The organism is Peteryoungia ipomoeae, from assembly GCF_004912165.1.
Taxonomy (GTDB): domain Bacteria; phylum Pseudomonadota; class Alphaproteobacteria; order Rhizobiales; family Rhizobiaceae; genus Allorhizobium; species Allorhizobium ipomoeae.
In genome coordinates this window covers 297,028-318,151 of record NZ_STGV01000002.1, presented here as the reverse complement: position 1 = coordinate 318,151, position 21,124 = coordinate 297,028, and the positions used below count along the sequence as shown (strand labels likewise).

Sequence of the window (21,124 nt, the reverse complement as noted above, 5' to 3'; positions counted from 1 at the left end):
GGGAAGCTTGAGATCACTGCGAGATGTAACGGATCGCACCGTCCCTGTCATCCGCACAAGCGCGTCATCAGGCGCGGCAAATCCGACAGGAAGGCGATGATTGAACCAGCATTGTGCCGCTTCTGCGGTGCCTCCGCGGCAGAGCTGTGAAGCTTTCGCAAACCACTCGCATTGCCGGCCGATCGTGTCGGGATGGGTGGTCCGCACGGGCGACGGCCAAGCCGCCGCCCGATCCGGTCAGGTAACGATCAGTCGCGCAGCAATTCGTTGATGCCGGTCTTCGAGCGGGTCTTTTCGTCAACGCGCTTGACGATCACGGCACAATAGAGGTGCGGTGCCGGAAGACCATTGGCCATGACGGCATTGCCCGATGACGGCATGGAGCCGGCAACGACGACAGAATAGGGGGGGACTTCGCCATACATGACTTCGCCGGTGGCGCGGTCGACGATTTTGGTCGACTTGCCGATATAGACGCCCATGCCGAGCACCGAGCCTTCACGAATGATGCAGCCTTCGACCACTTCCGAACGCGCGCCGATGAAGCAGTTGTCCTCGATGATCGTCGGTCCCGCCTGCAGCGGCTCAAGCACGCCGCCGATGCCGACGCCGCCAGAAAGATGCACATTGGCGCCGATCTGGGCGCAGGAGCCAACGGTCGCCCAGGTGTCGACCATCGTGTTTTCACCGACATAGGCACCGAGATTGACGAAGGACGGCATCAGGACGACACCCTTCGACACATAGGCCGAGCGGCGGACAACGGCATTCGGCACGGCACGGAAGCCGGCCGAGCGGAATTCGCTTTCGCCCCAGCCTTCGAACTTCGACGGCACCTTGTCCCACCAGGTGGATGCGCCCGGGCCGCCCTTGACGACCTCCATGTCGTTCAGCCGGAAGGAGAGCAGCACGGCCTTCTTCAGCCACTGGTGAACCGTCCAGTTGCCGTCTTCGCCGCGAGTCGCAACCCGGGCCTTGCCGCTGTCGAGAAGGTTCAGCGCATCCTCGACGGCCTCGCGGATCTCGCCCGTTGTGGTCGTCGAGACCGTGTCGCGGTTCTCGAAGGCCGCTTCGATGACGTGTTCGAGCTGGGAGAGATCGGAGGCGCTCATCTGGATTCCTTAAACTTCGTTGTCTACCGTGGGGATGAAGCGATCATCATCTGATCGAAAAATCGCGCAAAGCTCTAGCGCATTCCAAGCTGTCTGAAAACAGCTGGGGCTGATCTGTGCGAGCGAAAGGAAAAGGCATGAAAAAGTTGAAGAATGGCAAGCTGCGGCGCAAGGACGGTTCCTGGGATCCCCTGAAGGACAGCTCAACCGACCGGCAGACGGCAGAGGTCATTCCAAAAACCCCGCAATCGGCCTCGCCGTCCTATCGCCTGGCCTATGCCGATGACGAGTTTCTCTGTCGCGAAGAACTGAGGCCGGTGCGCCTGCAGCTTGAACTCCTGAAGACGGAAATGATCCTTACCGAACGGAACATCAAGTCGACCGTGGTGATGTTCGGCGGTGCCCGCATTCCGGCGCCGGGCGAGGCCGCTTGGGCCGCCAAGAATGACATCCAGAAAAAAAATCTGGAAAACGCCTCGATCTATTACGAGGAAGCCCGCAAGTTCGCCCAACTCTGCTCGAAGCAGGCACTACGCAGCGACTATCACGAATATGTCGTCGTAACGGGCGGTGGCCCGGGTGTGATGGAGGCCGGCAACCGGGGCGCGGCCGATGTCGGTGCCCCATCGGTCGGCCTCAACATCGTCTTGCCGCACGAGCAGGCACCGAACCCCTATGTGACGCCGGATCTGAGCTTCAACTTTCATTACTTCGCCATCCGCAAGATGCATTTTTTGATGCGCGCCAAGGCGATCACGTTCTTCCCGGGCGGTTTCGGCACGCTCGATGAGTTTTTCGAGACAGTGACGCTGATCCAGACCAAGCGTATGGCGCCGATCCCCTTGATTTTGTTCTCAAGGGCTTTCTGGCACGACATCATCAATTTCGAGGCGCTCGCGGCCTTTGGCACTATTGCACCGGAGGATCTCGATCTCCTGCATTTCGCCGAGACGGCAGAAGAGGCTTGGCAGATCATTGCCGATTTTTATGACCTCAACGAAGAAGCGGCCCCATAAAGGGGCCGCCACTCGGATCGGAAATGATAGATATGCCCGACTTTAGCGGAACATCATCGGGCGCTTCGGCATGTCGTCCGCGGTGATGAAGCCGTCCTTGTCGCGGTCCATCCGGGTGAACATCTTGTCCACCATGGCTGTCGCTTCTGCCTGGCTGATTTGACCGTTTTCGTCGGTGTCGGCGATGCGCATCATGCGCGCTGCGCCGCGCTTGCCGTGTTCACCACGCTCACCTCGGTCGGCACGGTCGCCGTGCCAGCCGTGATGCTTTCCGCCGTGTCGCTTGCCGTCATGCCCCTTGCCGTCGCTTCCCTGACCATTCCCATTCATCGCCTGCTGGTCTGGTGCATCGGCTGGCGGCGGAGTTGGTGCATCGGCCTGGGCTGCTTCGCGCTCAGCCTTTCGCTCGGCCCGCATGGCTTCACGGGCGGCCTTCTGCTCTTCGCGCATCGCTTCGCGGTGTTGGCGCATTTCGCCGGGGGTCAGAACGCCGTCCTTATCGCCGTCAATCGTGGTGAAAAGGGTCGTGCCGGCAGCGGTCGCTTCTTCCTTGGAGATTTTGCCGTCCTTGTTTGTGTCGGCCATCTGCAGCATCTGCACGAAGCGAACTTCGGGGCCGCCGCGACCGGGGCCGCGCCGATCGCCATGACCCTGGGCATAAGCGCCTGAAGCTGCCGTGCTGAGGAGAAGAGAGGCCGCCACAGCGGTCAGAGTAAGGGTCTTGCCGTTCATCTTGGTTCCTTTCGGTCACCTGTTTCGATGTCCCGAAGCTACCTCGCCGATGCCCTTATCCCTACTTAACGTTCGGTAAGCTGGATGAAACTTTGGTAAGCTTTGCCAGCCCTATGCGGCCTCATCAAGAATCCGGCCGAGAAAGCCGCTCAGATCGTCGGTGACGAAATCGACGCTGTCTTCGTCAATGTGATCCACGCGTTCCCAGGTTTCGAGGATAGCTCTTCCCAGATTACGTGGCACCAGAAGTACCGTCTTCATGCCGAGCGCCTTCGGTACCATGAGATTGCGCGGAAGATCCTCGAACATCGCCGCATTCTTCGTGTCCAGACGGTTGAGGCTTGCAAACTTGTCGTAAGTCGCGCTCGCCGGCTTTGGCACGTAATCCGCGGCAACGATGTCGAAGATGTCGTCGAAATGGTCGAGGATGCCGAGCGCGCGGGCAGCGGCCTCCGCATGGGCGACGGTCCCGTTGGTGAAGATGAACTTGCGCCCCGGCAAACGCTTGATTGCCGCGCCCAGGGTCTCGTCGGGCAGGAGCGGGGAATAGTCGATTGCATGCGCCCGTTCCAGGAAGGCATTCGGATCGACCTGATGATGCAGCATCAGGCCCGCCAGCGTCGTTCCGTGTTCGTGGTAATAGCGCTTCTGCAGGATGCGCGCCTCGTCCGGCTCCATTTGCAGCAGTTCCGCCACGAAGCCCGTCATGTTGCGGTCGATCTGCGCGAACAGATTGATGTGATGCGGATAAAGCGTGTTGTCGAGGTCGAACACCCAGTCTTTGACATGGGCGAAATCGGCGGGCGAGGGGAGTTTTTGAGGTAGGGTCATGACTGTCTTATGGCAGAGGCCGGGCTGCATGGGAATGCGTCGGCTGAGGATCAGGTCTGTCGGCGTCAGGGCAAAATAGGTTTTGTCGGTGTTACGGGAAGTGCTATTTGAGGCAAATGGGAAAGAAAATGCCGACATGCGCATCTGGCACGCGGGTGGTCCTTCAGGATCGCAAGCGCCTGCCGTCGCGTTTTCACAAGGTCGTGTCAAAGCTTTCTTCCCACCGTTGATCCGGCGAAGACCACACGCCGCGACCCTTCCCCCAAGACAGCCGCCTTCGCGCACAATGCCGCGGCCAATCCGGATCAGACTTCATGGAACTTTGGGCCATCATCACGATCGGCAGTGCCTTCCTTCAGAACATGCGCTCCGCCCTGCAGAAACACCTGAAGGGCCAGATGGGAACGACTGGCGCGACCTTCGTGCGCTTCGGTTTCGGCCTGCCATTCGCCTTCCTCTATCTCGCCATCCTGCAGTTCGGCCTTGACCGTCCGATGCCGGTGCCGGACCTTGTCTTTGCCGGCTGGGCGGTTGTTGGTGCGCTCGCCCAGATCACCGCAACCTTCCTCCTTGTCCACCTCTTCTCCTTCCGCAACTTTGCTGTTGGAACCGCCTATTCGCGCACAGAACCCGCCCAGGCCGCGCTCGTCGCCCTGCTTTTGTTCGGCGAGACGATCACCTCGGGCACGCTTGCCGCAATCCTTGTGTCGATCCTCGGCGTCATGGCGATCTCGGTGGCGCGCACGCCTCTCAGGCCACTTGCCCTGATTACCTCGGTCGGCAGTCCCACGGCCCTGATTGGTCTTGCCTCCGGCTTCTTCTTCGGAATATCGGGCACCGCATATCGTGCCGCCTCGCTGGCACTTGCGCCAAGTTTGCCGGAACCAGATGCGGTGGTGCAGGCGGGCTATACGCTCTGCGTTGTCATCGTCATTCAGACAGTCACGATGCTGGTCTGGATGCTGTGGCGCGAGCGTCATGAGTTCGCCCGGATTCGGGCTGTTTGGAAAACCAGTGCGATGGTGGGCTTTGTCGGCGCGACCGCATCCTTCGGCTGGTTCATCGCCATGACGCTGCAGCAGGTGGCCGTGGTCAAGGCGCTGGCGCAGGTCGAGATGCTTTTCACGTTTGCCTCTGCGGTGTTCGTGTTCAAGGAGAAGATCAATCGCCTGGAGATTTTGGGCTGCCTGTTGATCGTTGCCGGCGTGTTGATACTTATCCTGGTCTGACGCTGCGTGAGCGTCATTTCCAAACTGTTGCACTCCGCATGCCGTCTGCAGGCAGGGTCCATTCAGCCAAGCGCGCCTGAGGGCGGGGAGAGACAAGATGACGACAGACGCGCCTGCAGCAATGCGTGAGGGCAGCATCGTGCCGCAGGGTCACCAGGCATCCGGGTCTCATCCCTATCCGAAGCGCTGGACGGCCCTGGCCGTGATGATGCTGGCGAATTTCATGAATCTGCTCGACGTGACCATCGTCAATGTCGCTCTGCCGAGCCTGCAATCTGAACTCGGCGCCACATCAAGCCAAATCGAGTGGGTCGTTGCCGGTTACGTACTGGTTTTTGCCCTCGGCCTCCTCCCTTTCGGAAGGCTGGGAGATATCAGAGGCAAGAAGCAGGTCTTCCTCGCCGGCGTGGCCGCGTTTACCTTTGCATCGCTTCTGTGTGGCCTGGCGCCAGGCATCGGCTCACTCGTGGTTGCTCGCCTGTTGCAGGGGGCTGGCGCGGCGATCATGACCCCACAGGTTCTGGCCATTGCCCAGATGATGTTTCCGCCGAAGGAGCGTGCCGCCGCCTTTTCCCTTTTCGGATTGAGTGCTGGTCTTGCCTCGGTCTCTGGACCTATTCTGGGCGGCTGGCTGATCGCTCTCGACGTCTTTGATCTGGGCTGGCGCCCGATCTTCCTGATCAATATCCCCGTCGGTCTCGGCACGATCCTGCTCGGCTGGCGGCTGATCCCGGCATTGCCGCCGAAGCCGGGCTTGAAGAATGATGTCTTTGGCATCGTGCTCGCTGCGCTTACGATTTTCTGCGTCATCTTTCCGCTGATCGAGGGGCGGACCTTCGGCTGGCCCCTCTGGTGTTTCCTGATGTTTGCGCTCGCTCTGCCGTCCGCTCTTGCCTTCGCGCTCTGGCAGCGACGCCAGCATAGGCTGGGCAAGCCCGAACTCCTGCCTGTACCCTTGATGAAAAACCGCAACTACGTCATCGGCGCACTGATGACCGCGACCTATTTTTCCACCTTGCCCGGCTTCTTCCTGATCCTCGCCATGTACCTGCAGCAAGGCTATGGCCTGACGCCGCTGCAGTCGGGCCTGACCACCGTGCCCTTTTCCGCTGGCGTGTTCTTTGCCTCGCTGATCTCGGGGCGCATCGGCACCATCGCACCGCGCATTCGCGTCGTCGTCGGCGTGATCATGGTCATCATCGGCATGGGCCTGCTGCGCGGCGAGGTCCAATCCGTTGGCGAAAGCATCGACCGCATGGCCCTTTTGCCATGGTTCCTGTTGAGCGGCCTTGGCATGGGTATCGCAATCGCACCGATGTTCCAGCTCGTCCTGGCGGGCGTGCCGCCGCAGGATGCAGGCGCCGGTTCTGGTGCCTTGCAGGCCATTCAACAGGTGGGAAGCGTGCTTGGGATTGCGATCGTCAGCGAGATCTTCTTCTCCGACCTCGCGCGCAATGCAGCCGACGGTTTGACCGGCAAGGCGGTTTATGCCGAGGCGCTGGCGCTCGGGCTGATCTACAATTTCATTGCCTATGCCGTGGTGCTTGTGGCCGTCTGCCTGATGCGCACCACGAGGCCGGCAAGCCCCGCACCGGAAGAACCCCTGCCGATCGAGTGATGGACAGGGGCTGGTTGGCCTCGATCAGGGAACGAGAAGCGTGCCGGCGCCGGTTTCGGTGAACAGCTCCAGCAGCACCGAATGCGCCGTTTTGCCGTTAAGGATGACCACACCCTGAACCCCCGCCTGGATCGCCTCGATGCAGGTCTCGACTTTTGGGATCATGCCGCCGGAAATGGTACCGTCCTTGATCAGGGCATGGGCTTCGGCGACCGAGAGTTCCTTGATCAGCTTGCCGTCCCTGTCGAGCACGCCCGGCACGTCGGTGAGGAAGAGCAGGCGCGAGGCATTGAGCGCGCCGGCGATCGCCCCCGCAAAGGTATCCGCGTTGATGTTGTAGGTGGCGCCGTCGCGGCCGGGGGCCACGGGCGCGATAACCGGGATCATCTCCGAGCGCGCCAGAAGGTCGAGCAGGGTGCGATCGACCTCGACCACGTCGCCGACAAAACCGAGATCCAGCACGCGTTCGATGTTGCTGTCGGGATCGCGCACCTTCTTCTGGGCTTTCTCGGCAAACACCATGTTGCCGTCCTTGCCGCACAGGCCGATTGCCCATTCGCCGGTCTGGTTGATCAGAGCGACGATCTCCTTGTTGATCGAGCCGGCAAGCACCATCTCGACGATTTCGACGGTCTTCTGATCGGTGACCCGCAAGCCATTCTCGAAGCGCGATTCGATGCCCATCTTGGCCAGCATGGCGCCGATCTGCGGGCCGCCGCCGTGCACGACGATCGGATTGACGCCGGACTGCTTCAAAAGCGCAATGTCTGCGGCAAAGGCCTTGCCCAGCTCGGGATTGCCCATGGCGTGGCCGCCGTATTTGACCACGATGGTCTTGTTTTCATAGCGCTGCATGAAGGGCAGCGCCTGGGCGAGCAGCCGTGCCTGGATTTCGCTTTCAGAAGCCGTCATCGGGTAACCTCTTTTTGGTTCGGGGCCTTTTAGCGCATGTGCGGCGTCGATGGAATAATCGCGCCAGAATATAAGCTGCGCGTGACATGCTTCTTCGTGTCGTCGCATTGTGCCGCGATGATGCCGCGCTATAGTAGCGATGCTGCATGAGGGGTTTCCATGGTGCGTGACGAGATCAGCGGGCTTCTGGCGCGCGTCGCCCTGAAGGACCGCGCCGCGTTTTCCTTGCTCTATCGCCATATTTCAGCGAAACTTTTCGCAATCTGCCTTCGTATGCTCAAAGACCGGGGGGAGGCCGAAGAGGCGCTTCAGGATGTCTTCGTCAAGATTTGGCACAAGGCCGGCAGCTATACGGGCGAGGGTGGCCAGGCCTATCCATGGCTCTGCGCTATTGCGCGGTACCATTGCATTGACCGCCTGCGAGCGCGTCGACCGCAGACCGAGGATATCGAGGCCGCCTTCGACATAGCGGATCTGGCGCCCGATCCAGAGGAGACTGCCGTCCTGCGATCGGAGGGAGGGCGAATTGACAGCTGCCTGGAGACGCTGGATCCTGATCGGGCACAGGCAGTCCGCCGGGCCTATGTCGAAGGCGTGTCCTATCAGGAATTGGCAGAGCACTTCGCCGTGCCATTGAATACGATGCGAACCTGGTTGCGCCGCAGCCTGTTGAAACTGAGAGAGTGCATGGATGAGCACACCTGACCAGAGCAAGGGTGATCGGTCGCGGGATGAAGTTCTCGCGGGCGAATATGTCCTCGGCGTCCTGACCGGTGCCGAGCGTCTCAAGGTCGACGCACGCCTTCGGCACGACAGGCAGTTCGCCGCCATGGTTCGCCGCTGGGAAGAGAACCTTACACACTTCAATGAGGATTACGCGGAGGTTGCTCCGCCGGATCAACTGTTCTCGCGAATTGAGGAGAGACTTTTCGTCGCCCCGGCCGCCGTCCCGACGAGCAAGGTCGGCCTGTGGAATTCCCTCGTCTTGTGGCGCGGGCTGAGCCTTGTCTCCCTTGCCGCTCTCGGCCTCGTGGTCGGTCTGGACTATGCCGAACGTCTCCGCCCGAAGCCGCAAGCGGTGCTGACAGCGGACCTCGCCGGTAACAATCAGGCGATTGCGCTCCACGCCCGTTATGACGGAGCTTCAGGCCGCCTGTCGTTCACCCCGGTTGCCAGTGGCGGCCAAGAGGAGAAGTCACTCGAACTCTGGCTTGTCGAGGGGGAACAGACGCCAATCTCCCTCGGCGTTCTGCCGCAGACGGGGCAGGGGGAGCTTGATGTTCCGCAGGACATGCGTGCCCGCCTGACAAGCGGTGTCGTGCTTGCCGTAAGTCTCGAGCCCTATGGTGGCTCACCGACAGGTCAGGCCACCGGCCCTGTCATCGCACTTGGCGAAGTTCGGCAGTAGCCAGGAATTCCTCTCTCATATTCAAGCAATTGTTCTGATCCGATCGATTTTATTCGAGCAGCCTGAAACTAGTTTGCCGGAGCGTCCGTCCTTGTTTGTGTTCCCGCTGGGGAACCAAGCCCGATGTCCGGCGGCCTGAACGCCGGGACACGATCGAGAACACCAAGGACAGAGGAAACTGAGTATGTTCAAGACCGCTCTTCGCCCCCTCGCTTTTTCGGCTGCCATCCTGGCAGGCGCTGCCGTAGCTTATGCCGCCAATCCTATGGTCGGCGGCGGTGAAATGCTTGAAACCAAGAACATTGTCGAAAACGCAGTCAACTCGAAGGATCACACCACACTGGTCGCTGCCGTTCAGGCCGCGGGTCTGGTTGAAACCCTTTCCGGCACGGGCCCGTTCACCGTCTTCGCCCCGACCAATGACGCCTTCGCCAAGCTGCCGGCGGGGACTGTCGATACTCTGCTGAAGCCTGAGAACAAGGCGCAATTGACCAAGGTTCTGACCTGCCACGTCGTGGGGGCGGATGTGATGTCCGAGGCCCTGGTAAAGATGATTTCCGATGACGGCGGCGAGCACGATGTGACGACCGTCGGTGGCTGTGTGCTGAAGGCCAAGGCCGCCGATGGCAAGGTGACACTGACCGACGAAAACGGTGGTGTGTCGACGGTGACGATTGCCGATGTGAAACAGTCAAACGGCGTCATCCATGTCGTTGACGCGGTGATCCTGCCGAAGATGTAAGAAGGGCCTTCAGTCCTAGGGCAGTGTTATCCAGACGACAGTCGCTGGGTGTCTGCTTTGCGAGGACTGTAACATCATGGACGCGCCCGGTAAGCACATTGCCGGGCGCGTTTTTTGTTGAAGCAGTTCGCTTTCAGGACGGCTGTCCAACAGCCACGCCGATCGCAGCGCGCAACTCCTCAAGGCCGTCGCCCTTTTCGGACGAGGTCGACAAGACCTCCGGAAAGGCTGCCGGGTGCTTTTTGATCTTCTCCAGCGTCTCGGCAATCAACCGCGGCACGCCGGCCGCCTTGATCTTGTCGGTCTTTGTCAGCACGATCTGGTAGGAAACGGCCGCCTTGTCGAGAAGAGACAGCACCTCGTCATCATTCTTCTTGATGCCATGGCGGCTGTCTATCAGCACGTAGACGCGCTTTAGCGTCGCGCGCCCGCGCAGGTAGTCGAACACCAGCTTGGTCCAGGCATCCACCTGTTCCTTTGGCGCCTGCGCATAGCCGTAACCCGGCATGTCGACCAGTGCCATCGGCGGCAGATCACCCGCTTGGCCCGAATAGCCATCCGGCACGAAGTAGTTGAGTTCCTGGGTGCGGCCCGGCGTGTTGGATGTGCGAGCAAGGCCATTCTGACCGACCAGGGCATTGATCAGCGACGACTTCCCGACATTCGAGCGGCCGGCGAAAGCGACCTCAAGCGGCCCTTCGGGCGGCAGGAAGTCCATGGAAGGCACGCCGCGGATGAAGATCCAAGGACGAACGAACAACGGATGGTCACTTCTCTGATTTGGGTCGCGCATGGCCTAGCCTCTCGTAAGCCCGGTGGCATCCGGGTTTTAAGCCGGAAAGTCAAGCCGCCGCGCCGAAACGGCTGCGTCTCTCGGCGATGAAATGGCTGATCAGATAGGTGAACAGAGCTGCCATGACGATGCCGCCACCGAGAAGTGTGCGATTGGAGGGAACCTCTGCATGCAAGAGCACCATCCAGATCGGCGCAAGGATCATCTCCATCGTGCCAAGAAGGGCCGCCAGGGCTGAGGGTATCATTCGCGCCCCCGTAACATAGAGGGCCATGCCCAAACCGAGATTGAGCGCACCAAAGGCAAACAGCAGCGCCATGTCCTGTCCGCCGACGACGAAGCCGCCTGCCTGTGTCGCTGCAAAGATCGAAGCCATGAAGGAACCGAGCGAGGCCGCTGGCGTCATCCGGATCCCCGGATGCCGCCTCGTCAGCACGGTCATGCCGGCAAAAACGATTGCAATTGTCGCGGCAAGGGCGAGCCCCAGGATTGAGCCTCCCTCTCCAATGGATGCTGAGACCATGACGGCGACCCCGGCGATGACGGCGCCGATTGCGCCCCACGTCAAAGACGTGATCGCTTCACCCAGCACAATCCGCGCCAAAAGGGCAGCGAAAAGCGGAATCGAGGCCATGAACAGCACAACATTGGCAACGGGTGTCATGCTGACCGCGAGAACGAAACAGGTGGAAACGAGCGCGAAGCCTGCCGCGATCACGGCGCCTGGCCAGCCCATGGCTCCAAACAGCCACGCAGTGCCTCGGACACCGTCCCGCAGCAGCATGAAACCCATCAGAAAAAGCCCTGCAAAGAGGCAGCGCCAGAAGACAATGGTCCAGCCGTCTTCGACGTCGATAAATCTTTGGATGGCGCCACCATAGCTCCAGGCAACGGCAGCCCCGAAAACGAGAGCAATGCCGAGCCACGAACGGGCGGGGAAAGCAGTGGTGACGTCAGATGTCATGATGCGCTCTTGTGAACATGAAAAGCCCCGGCGCGAAGGCCGGGGCTTGAGAGGTCATTTTGTCTGGGCTGGTTTGCGCCGGAACATGTTTGCGATGTTCTTGAACAACTCAACCTCCACCCCGTGCCGCTTCATGATCAGCGCCTGCTGCAGGATCGACAGTGTGTTGTTCCACGCCCAGTAGATGACGAGGCCAGCCGGGAAGGTGCCCAACATGAAGGTGAAGATCACCGGCATCCAGTTGAACAGCATCGCCTGTGTCGGATCCGGCGGCGTCGGGTTCATGCGCATCTGCAGCCACATGGTAACACCCATGATGATCGGCCAGACGCCAAGATGCAGGAAGGTCGGCGCTTCAAACGGCAGAAGACCGAAGAGGTTGATGAAGGTCGTCGGATCCGGCGCCGAAAGGTCCTGAATCCAGCCGAAGAACGGTGCGTGACGCATTTCGATCGTCACGTAGATCACCTTGTAGAGGGCAAAGAAGACCGGGATCTGCAGGAGGATTGGCCAGCAACCAGCGACCGGGTTGATCTTTTCTTCCTTGTAGAGTGCCATCATGGCCTGCTGCAGCGCCATGCGGTCGTCGCCGTGTTTCGCCTTCAGCTCTTCGAGCTTCGGCTGCACGCGTTTCATGTTGGCCATGGAGGCGTATTGCTTCGAAGCGAGCGGGAAGAAGATCAGTTTCACAACGATCGTGGTCAGAAGGATGGCCACACCGAAATTGCCGACCAGATGGAAGAAGTAGTCCATCATGTGGAACATCGGCTTGGTGATGAAATAGAACCAGCCCCAGTCGATCATCAGATCGAACTTCGGAATTCCAAGCTCTTCCTGATAGCTGTCGATCACCGGAACCTGCTTGGCGCCGGCAAACAGAAGCGTCTTGACCGAGCTGCTCTGGCCAGCGGCAATGCTGATGCCATCGTTCTTGTAATCGGCCTGATAGCGAGCCTGACCGTCGGTGAAATACGTGAAGCGCGACTCGTATGGCAGCGTCTGCTGCGGAATGAGAGAAGCCGCCCAGTATTTGTCGGTGATCCCGAGCCATCCGCCCGTCGCCTTGGCATTGGTGACCGCAGCGTCCTCGATGTCGGAATAGTCATGCTCCGCCAGGCTGCCTTCCGTGCCGATCACACCAAGAAAGCCTTCGTGCAGAACGAAGATGGAGGGTGTCGCAGGCTTGTTGTAGCGCGTCACGCGGCCATAGGGAGCAACGCTTGCAGCATTGGTGCCGGCATTTGCGATGCTATCCTCGATCGTGAACATGTAGTGCTCGTCGACCGAAATCGTGCGGCTGAAGGTCAGGCCTGCTTCATTGGTAAAAGTCAGCGTGACCGGTGTCGTTTCCGTCAGCTTTGCACCTTCAGGCGCGGTCCAGACGGTGTTCGGGCCAGGAACGCTGCCAGCATTTTCGCCGGCAATGAAGCCCAGTTCCGCATAGTAGCCGTCCGCCGTGTCGGCAGGCGCAAACAGCTTTACAATCGGGCTGTTGTCGTCAACAGTCTCACGATACTGCTTGAGCTTCAGGTCGTCGAAACGGGCCCCAGCCAGATTGATGGAGCCGACGAGATCCTGCGTCTCAATAGCGATGCGCGGTGCATTTGCGCTTGCCGGTGTCGTCGCCGCGGCTCCAGCGCCGGCAGGCAGGCCACCGTCGACGGTTGCTGCCGGAGCCTCCGGAGACGTCGGTTGTGCTGCTTCCTGCGATTGCTGCTGGGCAAGCTGGGCTTCCTGTGCCAGCCGTTCCGCTTCAATGCGCGGATTCATATAGAAGAACTGCCAGGCGAGGACGATCACCACCGAAAGGGCAATCGCGATGAAATAGTTGCGGTTGTTCTGCATCACTCTTTCCTGGAACCGGTCTTCTGGGACCGACCGTTGTTGGTCTGGCGGTTTTCAATGCGGTGAACGAGTTGTTTGGACAACTGTTCGAAGGGGGCGTCCAGCACGTCGCGGCGGGCGACAATGACATAGTCGTGTCCCGGCTTCATTGCAAACGCCGCATTCAGTCGCACGGCTTCTTTCAGACGCCGGCGCATGCGGTTGCGCTCCACTGCATTGCCATGTTTTTTTGTAACGGTAAAACCCACGCGGGGCTGCGCTTCGTCCTGCCGGTCGAGGACTTCCAGCAGGAAAAGCCTGCCCTTGCGCGCCTCGCCGCGTCTGACTGCGAGAAACTGGGGCCGGCTTTTCAGCCGGCCAACAGATGTCTTGTTGTCCTTGGACGTCATCGGCCCGTCAACTCGTCGGGCGCATCGGCCGTTAGGCCGAGAGCTTTGCGCGGCCGCGAGCGCGGCGTGCATTGAGGACCAGGCGGCCGCCCTTGGTGGCCATGCGCGCACGGAAGCCGTGGCGGCGCTTGCGAACAAGCTTGGAAGGTTGGAAAGTACGCTTCGACATTTATTTAATACCGCGGTGTGCGGCCCTTCTTGGGTTTGCAAAAAATTGCAAGAGCGTTGGATTTGTCGCACGGTTCTACGGCGCTTGGCCCGAACCGAACGTGCGCGGCTTATAGTGTCGAGTTCCTTAAGAGTCAATCAGGCGAGGGAAACACCCCCGCGGCGACGATTGGAAGTGTTGCCAGACAAGGGATCTGCGCCAATCTGTGACCGCAAGCAGCACCTGCAGCTGAAAGGCTCGCAGAACGGCCAAAAGGCCGAACATGACCAAACTTTCATGTTTCGTCATGTGTTGCACGTGGCCAATGTCGTGGCACTGCACTATTCTCACCGGAACGCGACCTGGCAATCCAGCTCAATCGTGACAATGAGGAAAGAAACGCATGCTCGAACGGCAGGACAGCGATAGCCCGTCCGGATTGTCCGACGGCTATGCGATGCCGCCCCGAATCCGGGGGTTGTCCGGCCGTCTCCTCTGGTTGACCATTGCCTTGGTCATGATCGTCGAGGCGATGATTTTTGCCCCCTCCATTGCAACCATGCGGCTGCGCTGGCTGGAAGACCGACTGAACACGGCAGCGGCGGCAGCGACCGTGATCGATGGGCTCCAACCAGTCGAACTGCCGCGCAAGGTCCAGGATGACACGCTGGCAAGCACCGGCACACGTGCCATCGTTCTGAGAAAAGACGGAACCTCGCGCCTTCTCGCCGTCGCCAAGATTCCCGCCGAAGTCGATGCGGCCTTCGATCTTGCCAATTATTCCAGCATGATGTCGGTTCAGGATGCCTTCTATACGCTTTTCTTCGGTGGCGATCGCATGCTGCGTGTATTCGGCCCGGTGGGTGATAGCGACATGATCATCGAGGTGGTGATGCAGGAGCAGCCGCTTCGCAAAGCCATGCTGACCTACTCGCGCAACATTCTGGTGATTTCGCTCGCGATTTCCATCATAACGGGTCTGCTTCTCTTCCTGGTCATCAATCGCATCATGGTCGTACCGGTGCGCAGGCTTGCCCGGAGCATGCAGGCGTTTGCGGAAAATCCGGAAGACCCGGCAGGTATCCTTGCCGTCGGCAAGGGCCGCGACGAGGTTGCCGTTGCCGGTCGCCATCTCGCGCGCATGCAGGACCAGCTGCAAAAGACCCTGCGCCAACAGAAGACGCTCGTTGAGCTTGGGCTTGCCGTTTCAAAAATCAATCACGACATGCGTAACATCCTCGCGTCTGCGCAATTGATGTCCGACAGGCTGGTCGATGTCGATGATCCAATGGTGAAGAGCTTTGCCCCAAAGCTGTTGCGCACCATCGATCGGGCCGTCGGTTATACCAATGAGGTTCTGTCCTACGGACAAACCTCGGAGGCCGAGCCCCGGCGCCGGCGGTTCGCGCTGGTGGATGTGTGTCGGGAGGTTCGAGATCTTTTGCATCTGTCACCGGACAGCCGGATCGAGTTCATCGATCAGACGACGCCTGACATCGAAATCGACGCGGACAGCGAGCAGATATTTCGGGTCGTGCATAATCTTTGCCGCAATGCGGTCCAAGCGCTGATGAGTTTCACGCCTGAAGACCCAGACCATCAGAGGCGAATCACGTTGTCGGCGCAGCGCACCGGGTCTGTCGTGTCGATCACGATTGACGATACGGGGCCTGGAATGCCGCGAAAGGCCAAGGAGAACCTGTTCATGGCCTTCCGCGGCTCTGCCCGTTCGGGCGGCACGGGGCTTGGTTTGGCCATTGCCCGCGAATTGGTCCTTGCGCATGGAGGCACAATCGCACTTGTGGAAAAGCCGGGTCCAGGCACCATGTTCCGCATCGAAATCCCAGACAGGCCAGTGGATCTCGACGTTTTTCGTGCGCGCGCTTGAGGGCGGTGCCGGGCGTTCATGACGCTAAAATGACTCTTTTTTTCCAAAGGCGCTTGCAATCCTGATCAGCACGCTTTAGAGGATCGCCACACGCCGACGAGATGTCGGCACGGCACGCACCCGTAGCTCAGCTGGATAGAGCACCAGACTACGAATCTGGGGGTCAGAGGTTCGAATCCTTTCGGGTGCGCCATTCCTTCTTCTGAAAATCGATGAACAAACGCACCATGTTCGCGTGGAGCGATCGCGTATATCGGTGCGTTTTCTGTCGCCGGTATGCGGGCTTTGCGCGTCCGCAGGCGTGCGCAGCCAAATCGATACGCACCTCGGAAGTTAACCCTTTCTTAAGGTATGTGCTCCGGCCGGGAATAACCGGTTGGTACATAGTGGCCCCATGTTATATGACATCCCTGCCTTTTGGGCGGTCGATGGACATGCTCAAGCCATTCTTTCTGACCAGTTTCACGGTAGAGCGAACCTCTCGTTCGTCGCCCTCAAGCTGGCAAGTATCGGATTGATATCATGAGATGGAAGAGAACGCTTCAGCTGCTGGATGTGCATGCCGAGGGTGAGATTGGCAAGGTTGCCGTCGGTGGTGTACCGAAAATCCCTGGAGCGAGCGTCGCCGATCAGCTTGCCTGGCTCAATTCGGATCCAAAGGGTGAAGAGCTTCGCCGTATGCTGGTGCTTGAGCCGCGCGGCGCGCCGATCGGCTCCGTCAATCTCCTTCTGCCTCCCCGGCATCCCGATGCGGATGCCGCTTTCGTTATCCTGCAACCCGATCAGGCGCATGCAAGTTCGGGGTCCAATTCTATCTGCGTCACCACGGCTCTGCTCGAGAGCGGCATGGTCGAGATGCGCGAGCCGGAAACCATCGTGATGCTGGAGACCGCGGCGGGTTTGGTTCGGGCGCGCGCCAGCTGCCGCGATGGCCGCTGTGAACGCGTCGAGCTGACCATGGTGCCGTCATTCGTCCACGAGCTCGATGTGACCGTGCAGACGCAGGCTTTCGGTCAGGTCACCTTCGATCTCAGTTATGGCGGCATTTTCTACGCCCTTGTGGATGTAGGGCAGGTCGGACTGACGATCGAAAAGGGCAATGCCCGCGCGCTCGTCGAAGCAGGCATGATCCTGAAAGAAGAGATCAACCGTTCGATCGCGGTCGTGCACCCAGAGATCCCCGCGATCTCCGGCGTTGCCTATGTGATGTTCCGCGATGTGGATCCGGATGGCGCGATCCGGACCTGCACCACCATGTGGCCGGGCCGGGTTGATCGTTCGCCCTGCGGAACCGGCAACTCCGCCAACCTTGCCACTTTGCATGCGCGTGGCAAGGCAAAGGTCGGCGATACGTTCCTGTCCCGCTCGATCATCGGTTCCGAATTTCAGGTAGGTCTGGCCGGTCTCGCGGACGTGGCGGGTCGTCCGGCGGTCATCCCGACGATCAGTGGTCGCGGCTTCACCTTCGGCCTTCATCAGGTCGCTCTAGATCCATTCGATCCGTTTGAGCGTGGTTTTTCTCTAACAGATGTGTGGGGACCTTCATCTGGATCTATTGGATGAGGTTTTCGCCTTAATAGTGCCACGATGCACAAACTCTTGTAAAAACAGTTAAACTCTGCAGTCGAAGCGAAAAAATTCATGGTCGGTTGTTTGTCGCCAAGGGGGCGGCGGAGCTGACGAACTGTGTCCAACGGGCAGATCAGCCCCACGAACAAGTATTGTACAGATGAAAGCACAACCTCTCCCAGTATCCGGCATGTCATCCATCCACGTCATTCCCCCGACATTGCGGGGGTGTGCGATCTTTTCCAGTCTGTCGCCCGAAGAGGATCGGGAATGGTTGACGCGGTGTCACTCGCGGACGCTTTCCGCCGGTGAGAGCCTGGTCGACTTTGAGGACATGTCCAAGGACGTGTTCGTGGTCCAGTCGGGAGAAATACGCGCAGTCTTGCGCTTCACTGTCGGCAAGGAAGCAATCCTTGGCACATTCAAGCGCGGCGACATTCTGGGCGAGCAGGCAGCGATCGATGATCTCGCCCGTTCGGCAAGTCTGATGGCGGTCAACGACTCCACCGTCACCGTTATCCCCTATGCCGTTTTCCACGACATCCTGCGCCAGCGTCCCGACGTGTCGCTATCGCTCTTGCAGCTTCTGTCGCGGCGCATCCGCGCCATGAATGATCGTCTGTCAGAGCTTTCGTTCCTCGATACCAAGCACAGGCTTTACAACACGCTTCTACGGCTGTCGCGCGTGCGCAATGATGGCGGTCGCGAGCGGATCATTTCGCCACCGCTCGTCCATGCCGAGCTTGCAGAGCATATTGGCTCCAGCCGCGAAACAGTCTCGCGTGAAATGTCGCGCCTTGCACGGGAAGAGCTTGTCGAGCGCACAAACCGCGCCATCATCCTGAAGAACCCGCTGGAGCTGTCTCGCCGCATCTCTCGCGCGCTCGAAGGCTAAGCCAGAATGATGTGCCGCCGGTCTCAGGCCGGCGGATAGATGACGCCCTTGCGCAGGATGACATTGGCATAGAGTTGCGGTTCGCCCGTTTGCACGACGGTATGGGCGGCCTTGACGCGCTGATAAAAATCCTGGCCCACCAAAGGGGTCACCGCCACTTTGGGCTCGTGTTTTTCGCAGCATGCGATGATGTCTCGGTGGATCGGATCGATCCGGTCCGGTCTGCCGCCGACCGTCGACCGGAAAATCGCCTCCGGCACGAAATCGTCAATCGGTAAGACACTGAGCACGGCGTCCAGCACCGGCACCAGGTGGTGACCGTCAAGGCGCACCAGTCGTCGCGCATGTTCAAGGGCGGGGTAATTGCCGTCGACAATGGCGATTTCGTCACCATGCCCCATGGCGCGCAAAGTGGCCAGAAGCTCGGGCGACAGGAGCGGATCAATTCCCTTCAGCATGCTTGATATCCTTGAGCAGCACGGTTTGGTCGATGAGATAGCGATCGAAGATCGGCAGGCTTGCCCCCCCTATTGCGCGCGCCTGATCGCCGACTTCCCCCTCCACGATGTCCGGGATGACGACACCCTGAAGGTCGAGACGGTTCATCGCCTCAATGGTCGCATTGATCAGGCGGTGGCGGACCCAGGCGGGAAAACCGCCGTCGATGATGGCGGCAGCAAAATCGATGATCGAGGCGGCGGCGATGATGGCTTGGGCGAGAGCCGCAGCCGTATCCTGCAGCCAGATCTCAAGCGGCTCCCCGAAGTCGATCCATTCTTCCGCGGCATACCACAGCGGTTGCGGATCAATCCCCCGCTCCCGCAGCAGGTTTTCGAGCACGAAAATCGAGGCGATGTCCAGCAGCTGCCGGGTCTGACCGTGTTTGTCGCGGACGGGGAGTGGACCTATCGCGCCCGCCGTACCGGTGCGACCGACGAAGAGCGAGGAGTTGACGACGATGCCGCCACCGATAAACGAGCCGATGTAGAAGTAGACGAAATCGGGATAGCGCTGGCCGGCGCCAAAAACGAGTTCCGCACCGCAGGCGCTGGTGGCATCGTTGCGCAGATAGACCGGATAGGCCATCCGACCCTGCACCTCGACCTGAAGGTCAAACTGTCGCCAGATGTCCATCGCCCCATCGGGCGCCCCGACCTCTTCAGCCCAGTTCCACAGCTCAAACGGTGCCGCGATTCCGATCCCGGCAATCCGCGACCGCATCTTCGCATCCATGTCGACTTCCATCTCGGAGATCCCATCGCAGATAAAGGGCAGGAGATGATCAGGATGCGGATAGCGATAGGTCCGATGTCGCTGCTTTCGGATGTTTCCGGCAAAATCCATCAAGACGAGATCGGCGCTGCGGCGACCGATCTTCACGCCGAAGGAGAAGACGGCGTCCGGGTTGATGAACATCGGCACCGATGGCTGACCGACCCGGCCGCGGATCGGCTCGCCACGCATCAGCAGTTCATCCCGCTCCAGGGATCGCATGATGACCGAAACGGTCTGGGCTGAGAGGCCCGTGAGGCGGGCGAGATCGGCCTTCGAGCAGCCCGGGTTCTGTCGCACGAGCGATAGGACAAGGCGTTCGTTGTAGGCGCGAACGCGCACCTGGTTGGAGCCCCCGGCAACACTAAGGCGAGGGGAGGTGTCGACGCTGTGTGCGAACTCGTCTCTGGCCAAACCGCGCTCCTCCCCGGGCGAATTCTGCCAATTGCAGGTGGCCCACAATGCCATGACGATTTAATAATTCAACTGGATTTATTTATTGACAGCAGAAATGTTCTGATGTTCTAAATGACGGCGTGGAGGAGCGGGCAGAGGCTGCCCGTACATGGCTGGTGCGAGGCGCCACCGTGCCGACACGTTGCGGCTGGAGGAGCCGGCCGAACCATCTCGGGAGGATACACAATGAAGAAATCACTGATCACTGCTGCTCTGTCGACTTTGGCGCTGGGTGTTGTCTTTGCTGCGCCAGTCCAGGCGGCAGAGGTTTCTGCCTGCTTGATCACCAAGACAGATACCAACCCCTTCTTCGTCAAGATGAAGGAAGGCGCAACAGCCAAGGCGGCTGAACTCGGCGTGACGCTGAAGTCATATGCCGGCAAGATCGATGGCGACTCGGAAAGCCAGGTTGCAGCCATCGAAACCTGCATCGCTGACGGCGCCAAGGGCATCCTGCTGACGGCTTCCGACACCAAGGGCATCGTGCCTGCCGTCAAGAAGGCCCGCGATGCCGGCCTTCTCGTCATCGCTCTCGATACCCCCCTCGAGCCGATCGATGCAGCTGACATGACCTTTGCGACCGACAACCTTCTCGCTGGCGAACTGATCGGCAAGTGGGCCGCTGCAACGCTCGGCGATGCCGCCAAGGACGCCAAGATCGCCTTCCTGAACCTTACCCCGTCGCAGCCGTCTGTCGACGTTCTGCGTAACCAGGGCTTCATGAAGGGTTTCGGCATCGACACCGTCGACATCAACAAGATCGGCGATGAAACCGACGCGCGCATCGTTGGCCACGATATCACCAATGGCAACGAAGAAGGCGGCCGCACCGCCATGGAAAACCTCCTGCAGAAGGATCCGTCGATCAACGTCGTGCACACCATCAATGAGCCCGCTGCTGCCGGTGCCTATGAGGCGCTGAAGGCGGTCGGCAAGGAGAAGGACGTGCTGATTGTCTCCGTCGACGGCGGCTGCCCGGGTGTCAAGAATGTCACCGAAGGCGTCATCGGCGCCACCTCGCAGCAGTATCCGCTGCTGATGGCATCGCTCGGCATCGAGGCGATCAAGAAGTTCGCTGACACGGGTGAAAAGCCGGTGGCGACCGAAGGCAAGAACTTCTTCGATACCGGTGTCGCCCTGGTCACCGACAAGCCGGCCGCAGGCGTCGACTCGATCGACACAAAGGCAGGCACGGAGAAGTGCTGGGGTTGATATGACCTCCTGCGCCTGACTGAAATGCCGGCGGGTGGTCTCCACCCGTCGCAAGGCGCATGCGCCCGGCCAAGCGGCGGCAGGCCGGGCGCC

Annotated in this window: 21 protein-coding genes and 1 tRNA gene; 11 read left to right on the top strand and 11 right to left on the bottom strand. The window is 60.0% G+C overall.

The annotated features are described in order from the left end of the window. Positions 1 to 248: 248 nt before the first annotated feature. The gene (gene dapD / locus FAA97_RS07965) at positions 249 to 1,112 is read right to left on the bottom strand and encodes a 2,3,4,5-tetrahydropyridine-2,6-dicarboxylate N-succinyltransferase (RefSeq protein ID WP_136598001.1); all 864 of its coding nucleotides are present in this window, start codon (positions 1,110 to 1,112) and stop codon (positions 249 to 251) included. A gap of 137 nt (positions 1,113 to 1,249) precedes the next feature. On the opposite strand from dapD, the gene FAA97_RS07960 reads away from it, so the two are divergent. After that, entirely contained in the window at positions 1,250 to 2,128 is an 879-nt protein-coding gene (locus FAA97_RS07960; RefSeq protein ID WP_136598000.1) for an LOG family protein, read from the top strand. 42 nt (positions 2,129 to 2,170) lie between these two features. Here the strand turns inward: FAA97_RS07960 and FAA97_RS07955 are convergent, their stop codons facing one another. Both FAA97_RS07955 and FAA97_RS07950 read right to left on the bottom strand, forming a co-directional pair. After that, the gene (locus FAA97_RS07955; RefSeq protein WP_136597999.1) at positions 2,171 to 2,860 is read right to left on the bottom strand and encodes an EF-hand domain-containing protein; all 690 of its coding nucleotides are present in this window, start codon (positions 2,858 to 2,860) and stop codon (positions 2,171 to 2,173) included. Between the two features lie 111 nt (positions 2,861 to 2,971). Further along, on the bottom strand, positions 2,972 to 3,691 hold the full coding sequence (locus tag FAA97_RS07950; RefSeq protein ID WP_136597998.1) for a pyrimidine 5'-nucleotidase: 720 nt from the start codon (positions 3,689 to 3,691) through the stop codon (positions 2,972 to 2,974). A gap of 314 nt (positions 3,692 to 4,005) precedes the next feature. Here FAA97_RS07950 and FAA97_RS07945 point away from each other — a divergent pair, with 314 nt between their 5' ends. Together FAA97_RS07945 and FAA97_RS07940 are read left to right on the top strand one after the other, a co-directional pair. Further along, positions 4,006 to 4,920: an EamA family transporter gene (locus tag FAA97_RS07945; RefSeq protein ID WP_136597997.1), complete on the top strand. Its 915-nt coding sequence runs from the start codon at positions 4,006 to 4,008 to the stop codon at positions 4,918 to 4,920. Between the two features lie 97 nt (positions 4,921 to 5,017). Beyond that, positions 5,018 to 6,538 (top strand): MFS transporter, encoded by a 1,521-nt coding sequence (locus FAA97_RS07940; RefSeq protein ID WP_246041368.1) that lies wholly within the window; start codon positions 5,018 to 5,020, stop codon positions 6,536 to 6,538. 24 nt (positions 6,539 to 6,562) lie between these two features. Here FAA97_RS07940 and argB read toward each other — a convergent pair whose 3' ends face one another. After that, positions 6,563 to 7,450: an acetylglutamate kinase gene (gene argB / locus FAA97_RS07935; protein WP_136597996.1), complete on the bottom strand. Its 888-nt coding sequence runs from the start codon at positions 7,448 to 7,450 to the stop codon at positions 6,563 to 6,565. A 159-nt stretch (positions 7,451 to 7,609) separates the two neighbouring features. Here argB and FAA97_RS07930 point away from each other — a divergent pair, with 159 nt between their 5' ends. The 3 genes from FAA97_RS07930 to FAA97_RS07920 all read left to right on the top strand — a co-directional run bounded on the left by FAA97_RS07930 (position 7,610) and on the right by FAA97_RS07920 (position 9,600). Then, positions 7,610 to 8,155, top strand: a complete 546-nt coding sequence (locus FAA97_RS07930) for a sigma-70 family RNA polymerase sigma factor (RefSeq protein WP_136597995.1) — start codon at positions 7,610 to 7,612, stop codon at positions 8,153 to 8,155. Beyond that, on the top strand, positions 8,142 to 8,858 hold the full coding sequence (locus FAA97_RS07925) for an anti-sigma factor (RefSeq protein ID WP_136597994.1): 717 nt from the start codon (positions 8,142 to 8,144) through the stop codon (positions 8,856 to 8,858). The genes FAA97_RS07930 and FAA97_RS07925 overlap by 14 nt, the downstream gene beginning before the upstream one ends. A gap of 184 nt (positions 8,859 to 9,042) precedes the next feature. Then, positions 9,043 to 9,600: a fasciclin domain-containing protein gene (locus tag FAA97_RS07920; protein ID WP_136597993.1), complete on the top strand. Its 558-nt coding sequence runs from the start codon at positions 9,043 to 9,045 to the stop codon at positions 9,598 to 9,600. A 133-nt stretch (positions 9,601 to 9,733) separates the two neighbouring features. On the opposite strand, the gene yihA is transcribed toward FAA97_RS07920, so the two are convergent. The 5 genes from yihA to rpmH are packed head-to-tail and all read right to left on the bottom strand — an operon-like array spanning position 9,734 to position 13,760. Then, entirely contained in the window at positions 9,734 to 10,393 is a 660-nt protein-coding gene (gene yihA, locus FAA97_RS07915; RefSeq protein WP_136597992.1) for a ribosome biogenesis GTP-binding protein YihA/YsxC, read from the bottom strand. Between the two features lie 49 nt (positions 10,394 to 10,442). Then, positions 10,443 to 11,357 (bottom strand): DMT family transporter, encoded by a 915-nt coding sequence (locus tag FAA97_RS07910; protein ID WP_136597991.1) that lies wholly within the window; start codon positions 11,355 to 11,357, stop codon positions 10,443 to 10,445. Between the two features lie 54 nt (positions 11,358 to 11,411). Then, complete coding sequence (gene yidC / locus FAA97_RS07905) at positions 11,412 to 13,202, bottom strand: membrane protein insertase YidC (RefSeq protein ID WP_136597990.1); 1,791 nt, start codon at positions 13,200 to 13,202, stop codon at positions 11,412 to 11,414. Next, on the bottom strand, positions 13,202 to 13,591 hold the full coding sequence (gene rnpA / locus FAA97_RS07900) for a ribonuclease P protein component (RefSeq protein ID WP_136598315.1): 390 nt from the start codon (positions 13,589 to 13,591) through the stop codon (positions 13,202 to 13,204). Before rnpA ends, yidC begins: the two co-directional genes overlap by 1 nt. A 31-nt stretch (positions 13,592 to 13,622) precedes the next feature. Beyond that, positions 13,623 to 13,760: a 50S ribosomal protein L34 gene (gene rpmH, locus FAA97_RS07895; protein ID WP_136597989.1), complete on the bottom strand. Its 138-nt coding sequence runs from the start codon at positions 13,758 to 13,760 to the stop codon at positions 13,623 to 13,625. Between the two features lie 382 nt (positions 13,761 to 14,142). On the opposite strand from rpmH, the gene FAA97_RS07890 reads away from it, so the two are divergent. The 4 genes from FAA97_RS07890 (at position 14,143) to FAA97_RS07875 (ending at position 18,091) form a co-directional block, all read left to right on the top strand. Next, positions 14,143 to 15,627, top strand: coding sequence for a sensor histidine kinase (locus tag FAA97_RS07890; protein WP_136597988.1), 1,485 nt, complete (start codon positions 14,143 to 14,145; stop codon positions 15,625 to 15,627). Positions 15,628 to 15,743: 116 nt separating this feature from the next. Beyond that, positions 15,744 to 15,820 (top strand) — tRNA-Arg (locus tag FAA97_RS07885). 329 nt (positions 15,821 to 16,149) lie between these two features. Further along, positions 16,150 to 17,190, top strand: a complete 1,041-nt coding sequence (locus FAA97_RS07880; protein ID WP_136597987.1) for a proline racemase family protein — start codon at positions 16,150 to 16,152, stop codon at positions 17,188 to 17,190. Positions 17,191 to 17,386: 196 nt separating this feature from the next. Continuing rightward, positions 17,387 to 18,091, top strand: a complete 705-nt coding sequence (locus FAA97_RS07875; protein ID WP_246041367.1) for a Crp/Fnr family transcriptional regulator — start codon at positions 17,387 to 17,389, stop codon at positions 18,089 to 18,091. A 23-nt stretch (positions 18,092 to 18,114) separates the two neighbouring features. Here FAA97_RS07875 and FAA97_RS07870 read toward each other — a convergent pair whose 3' ends face one another. Next, a complete protein-coding gene (locus tag FAA97_RS07870) occupies positions 18,115 to 18,549 on the bottom strand; it encodes an RbsD/FucU family protein (RefSeq protein ID WP_136597985.1) in 435 nt (144 codons plus the stop codon). Next, on the bottom strand, positions 18,533 to 19,777 hold the full coding sequence (locus tag FAA97_RS07865; RefSeq protein ID WP_136597984.1) for an ROK family transcriptional regulator: 1,245 nt from the start codon (positions 19,775 to 19,777) through the stop codon (positions 18,533 to 18,535). Before FAA97_RS07865 ends, FAA97_RS07870 begins: the two co-directional genes overlap by 17 nt. Positions 19,778 to 20,005: 228 nt before the next feature. Between FAA97_RS07865 and FAA97_RS07860 the strand changes: the two genes are divergently transcribed. Further along, positions 20,006 to 21,031, top strand: a complete 1,026-nt coding sequence (locus tag FAA97_RS07860) for a sugar ABC transporter substrate-binding protein (RefSeq protein ID WP_136597983.1) — start codon at positions 20,006 to 20,008, stop codon at positions 21,029 to 21,031. Positions 21,032 to 21,124 lie beyond the last annotated feature (93 nt).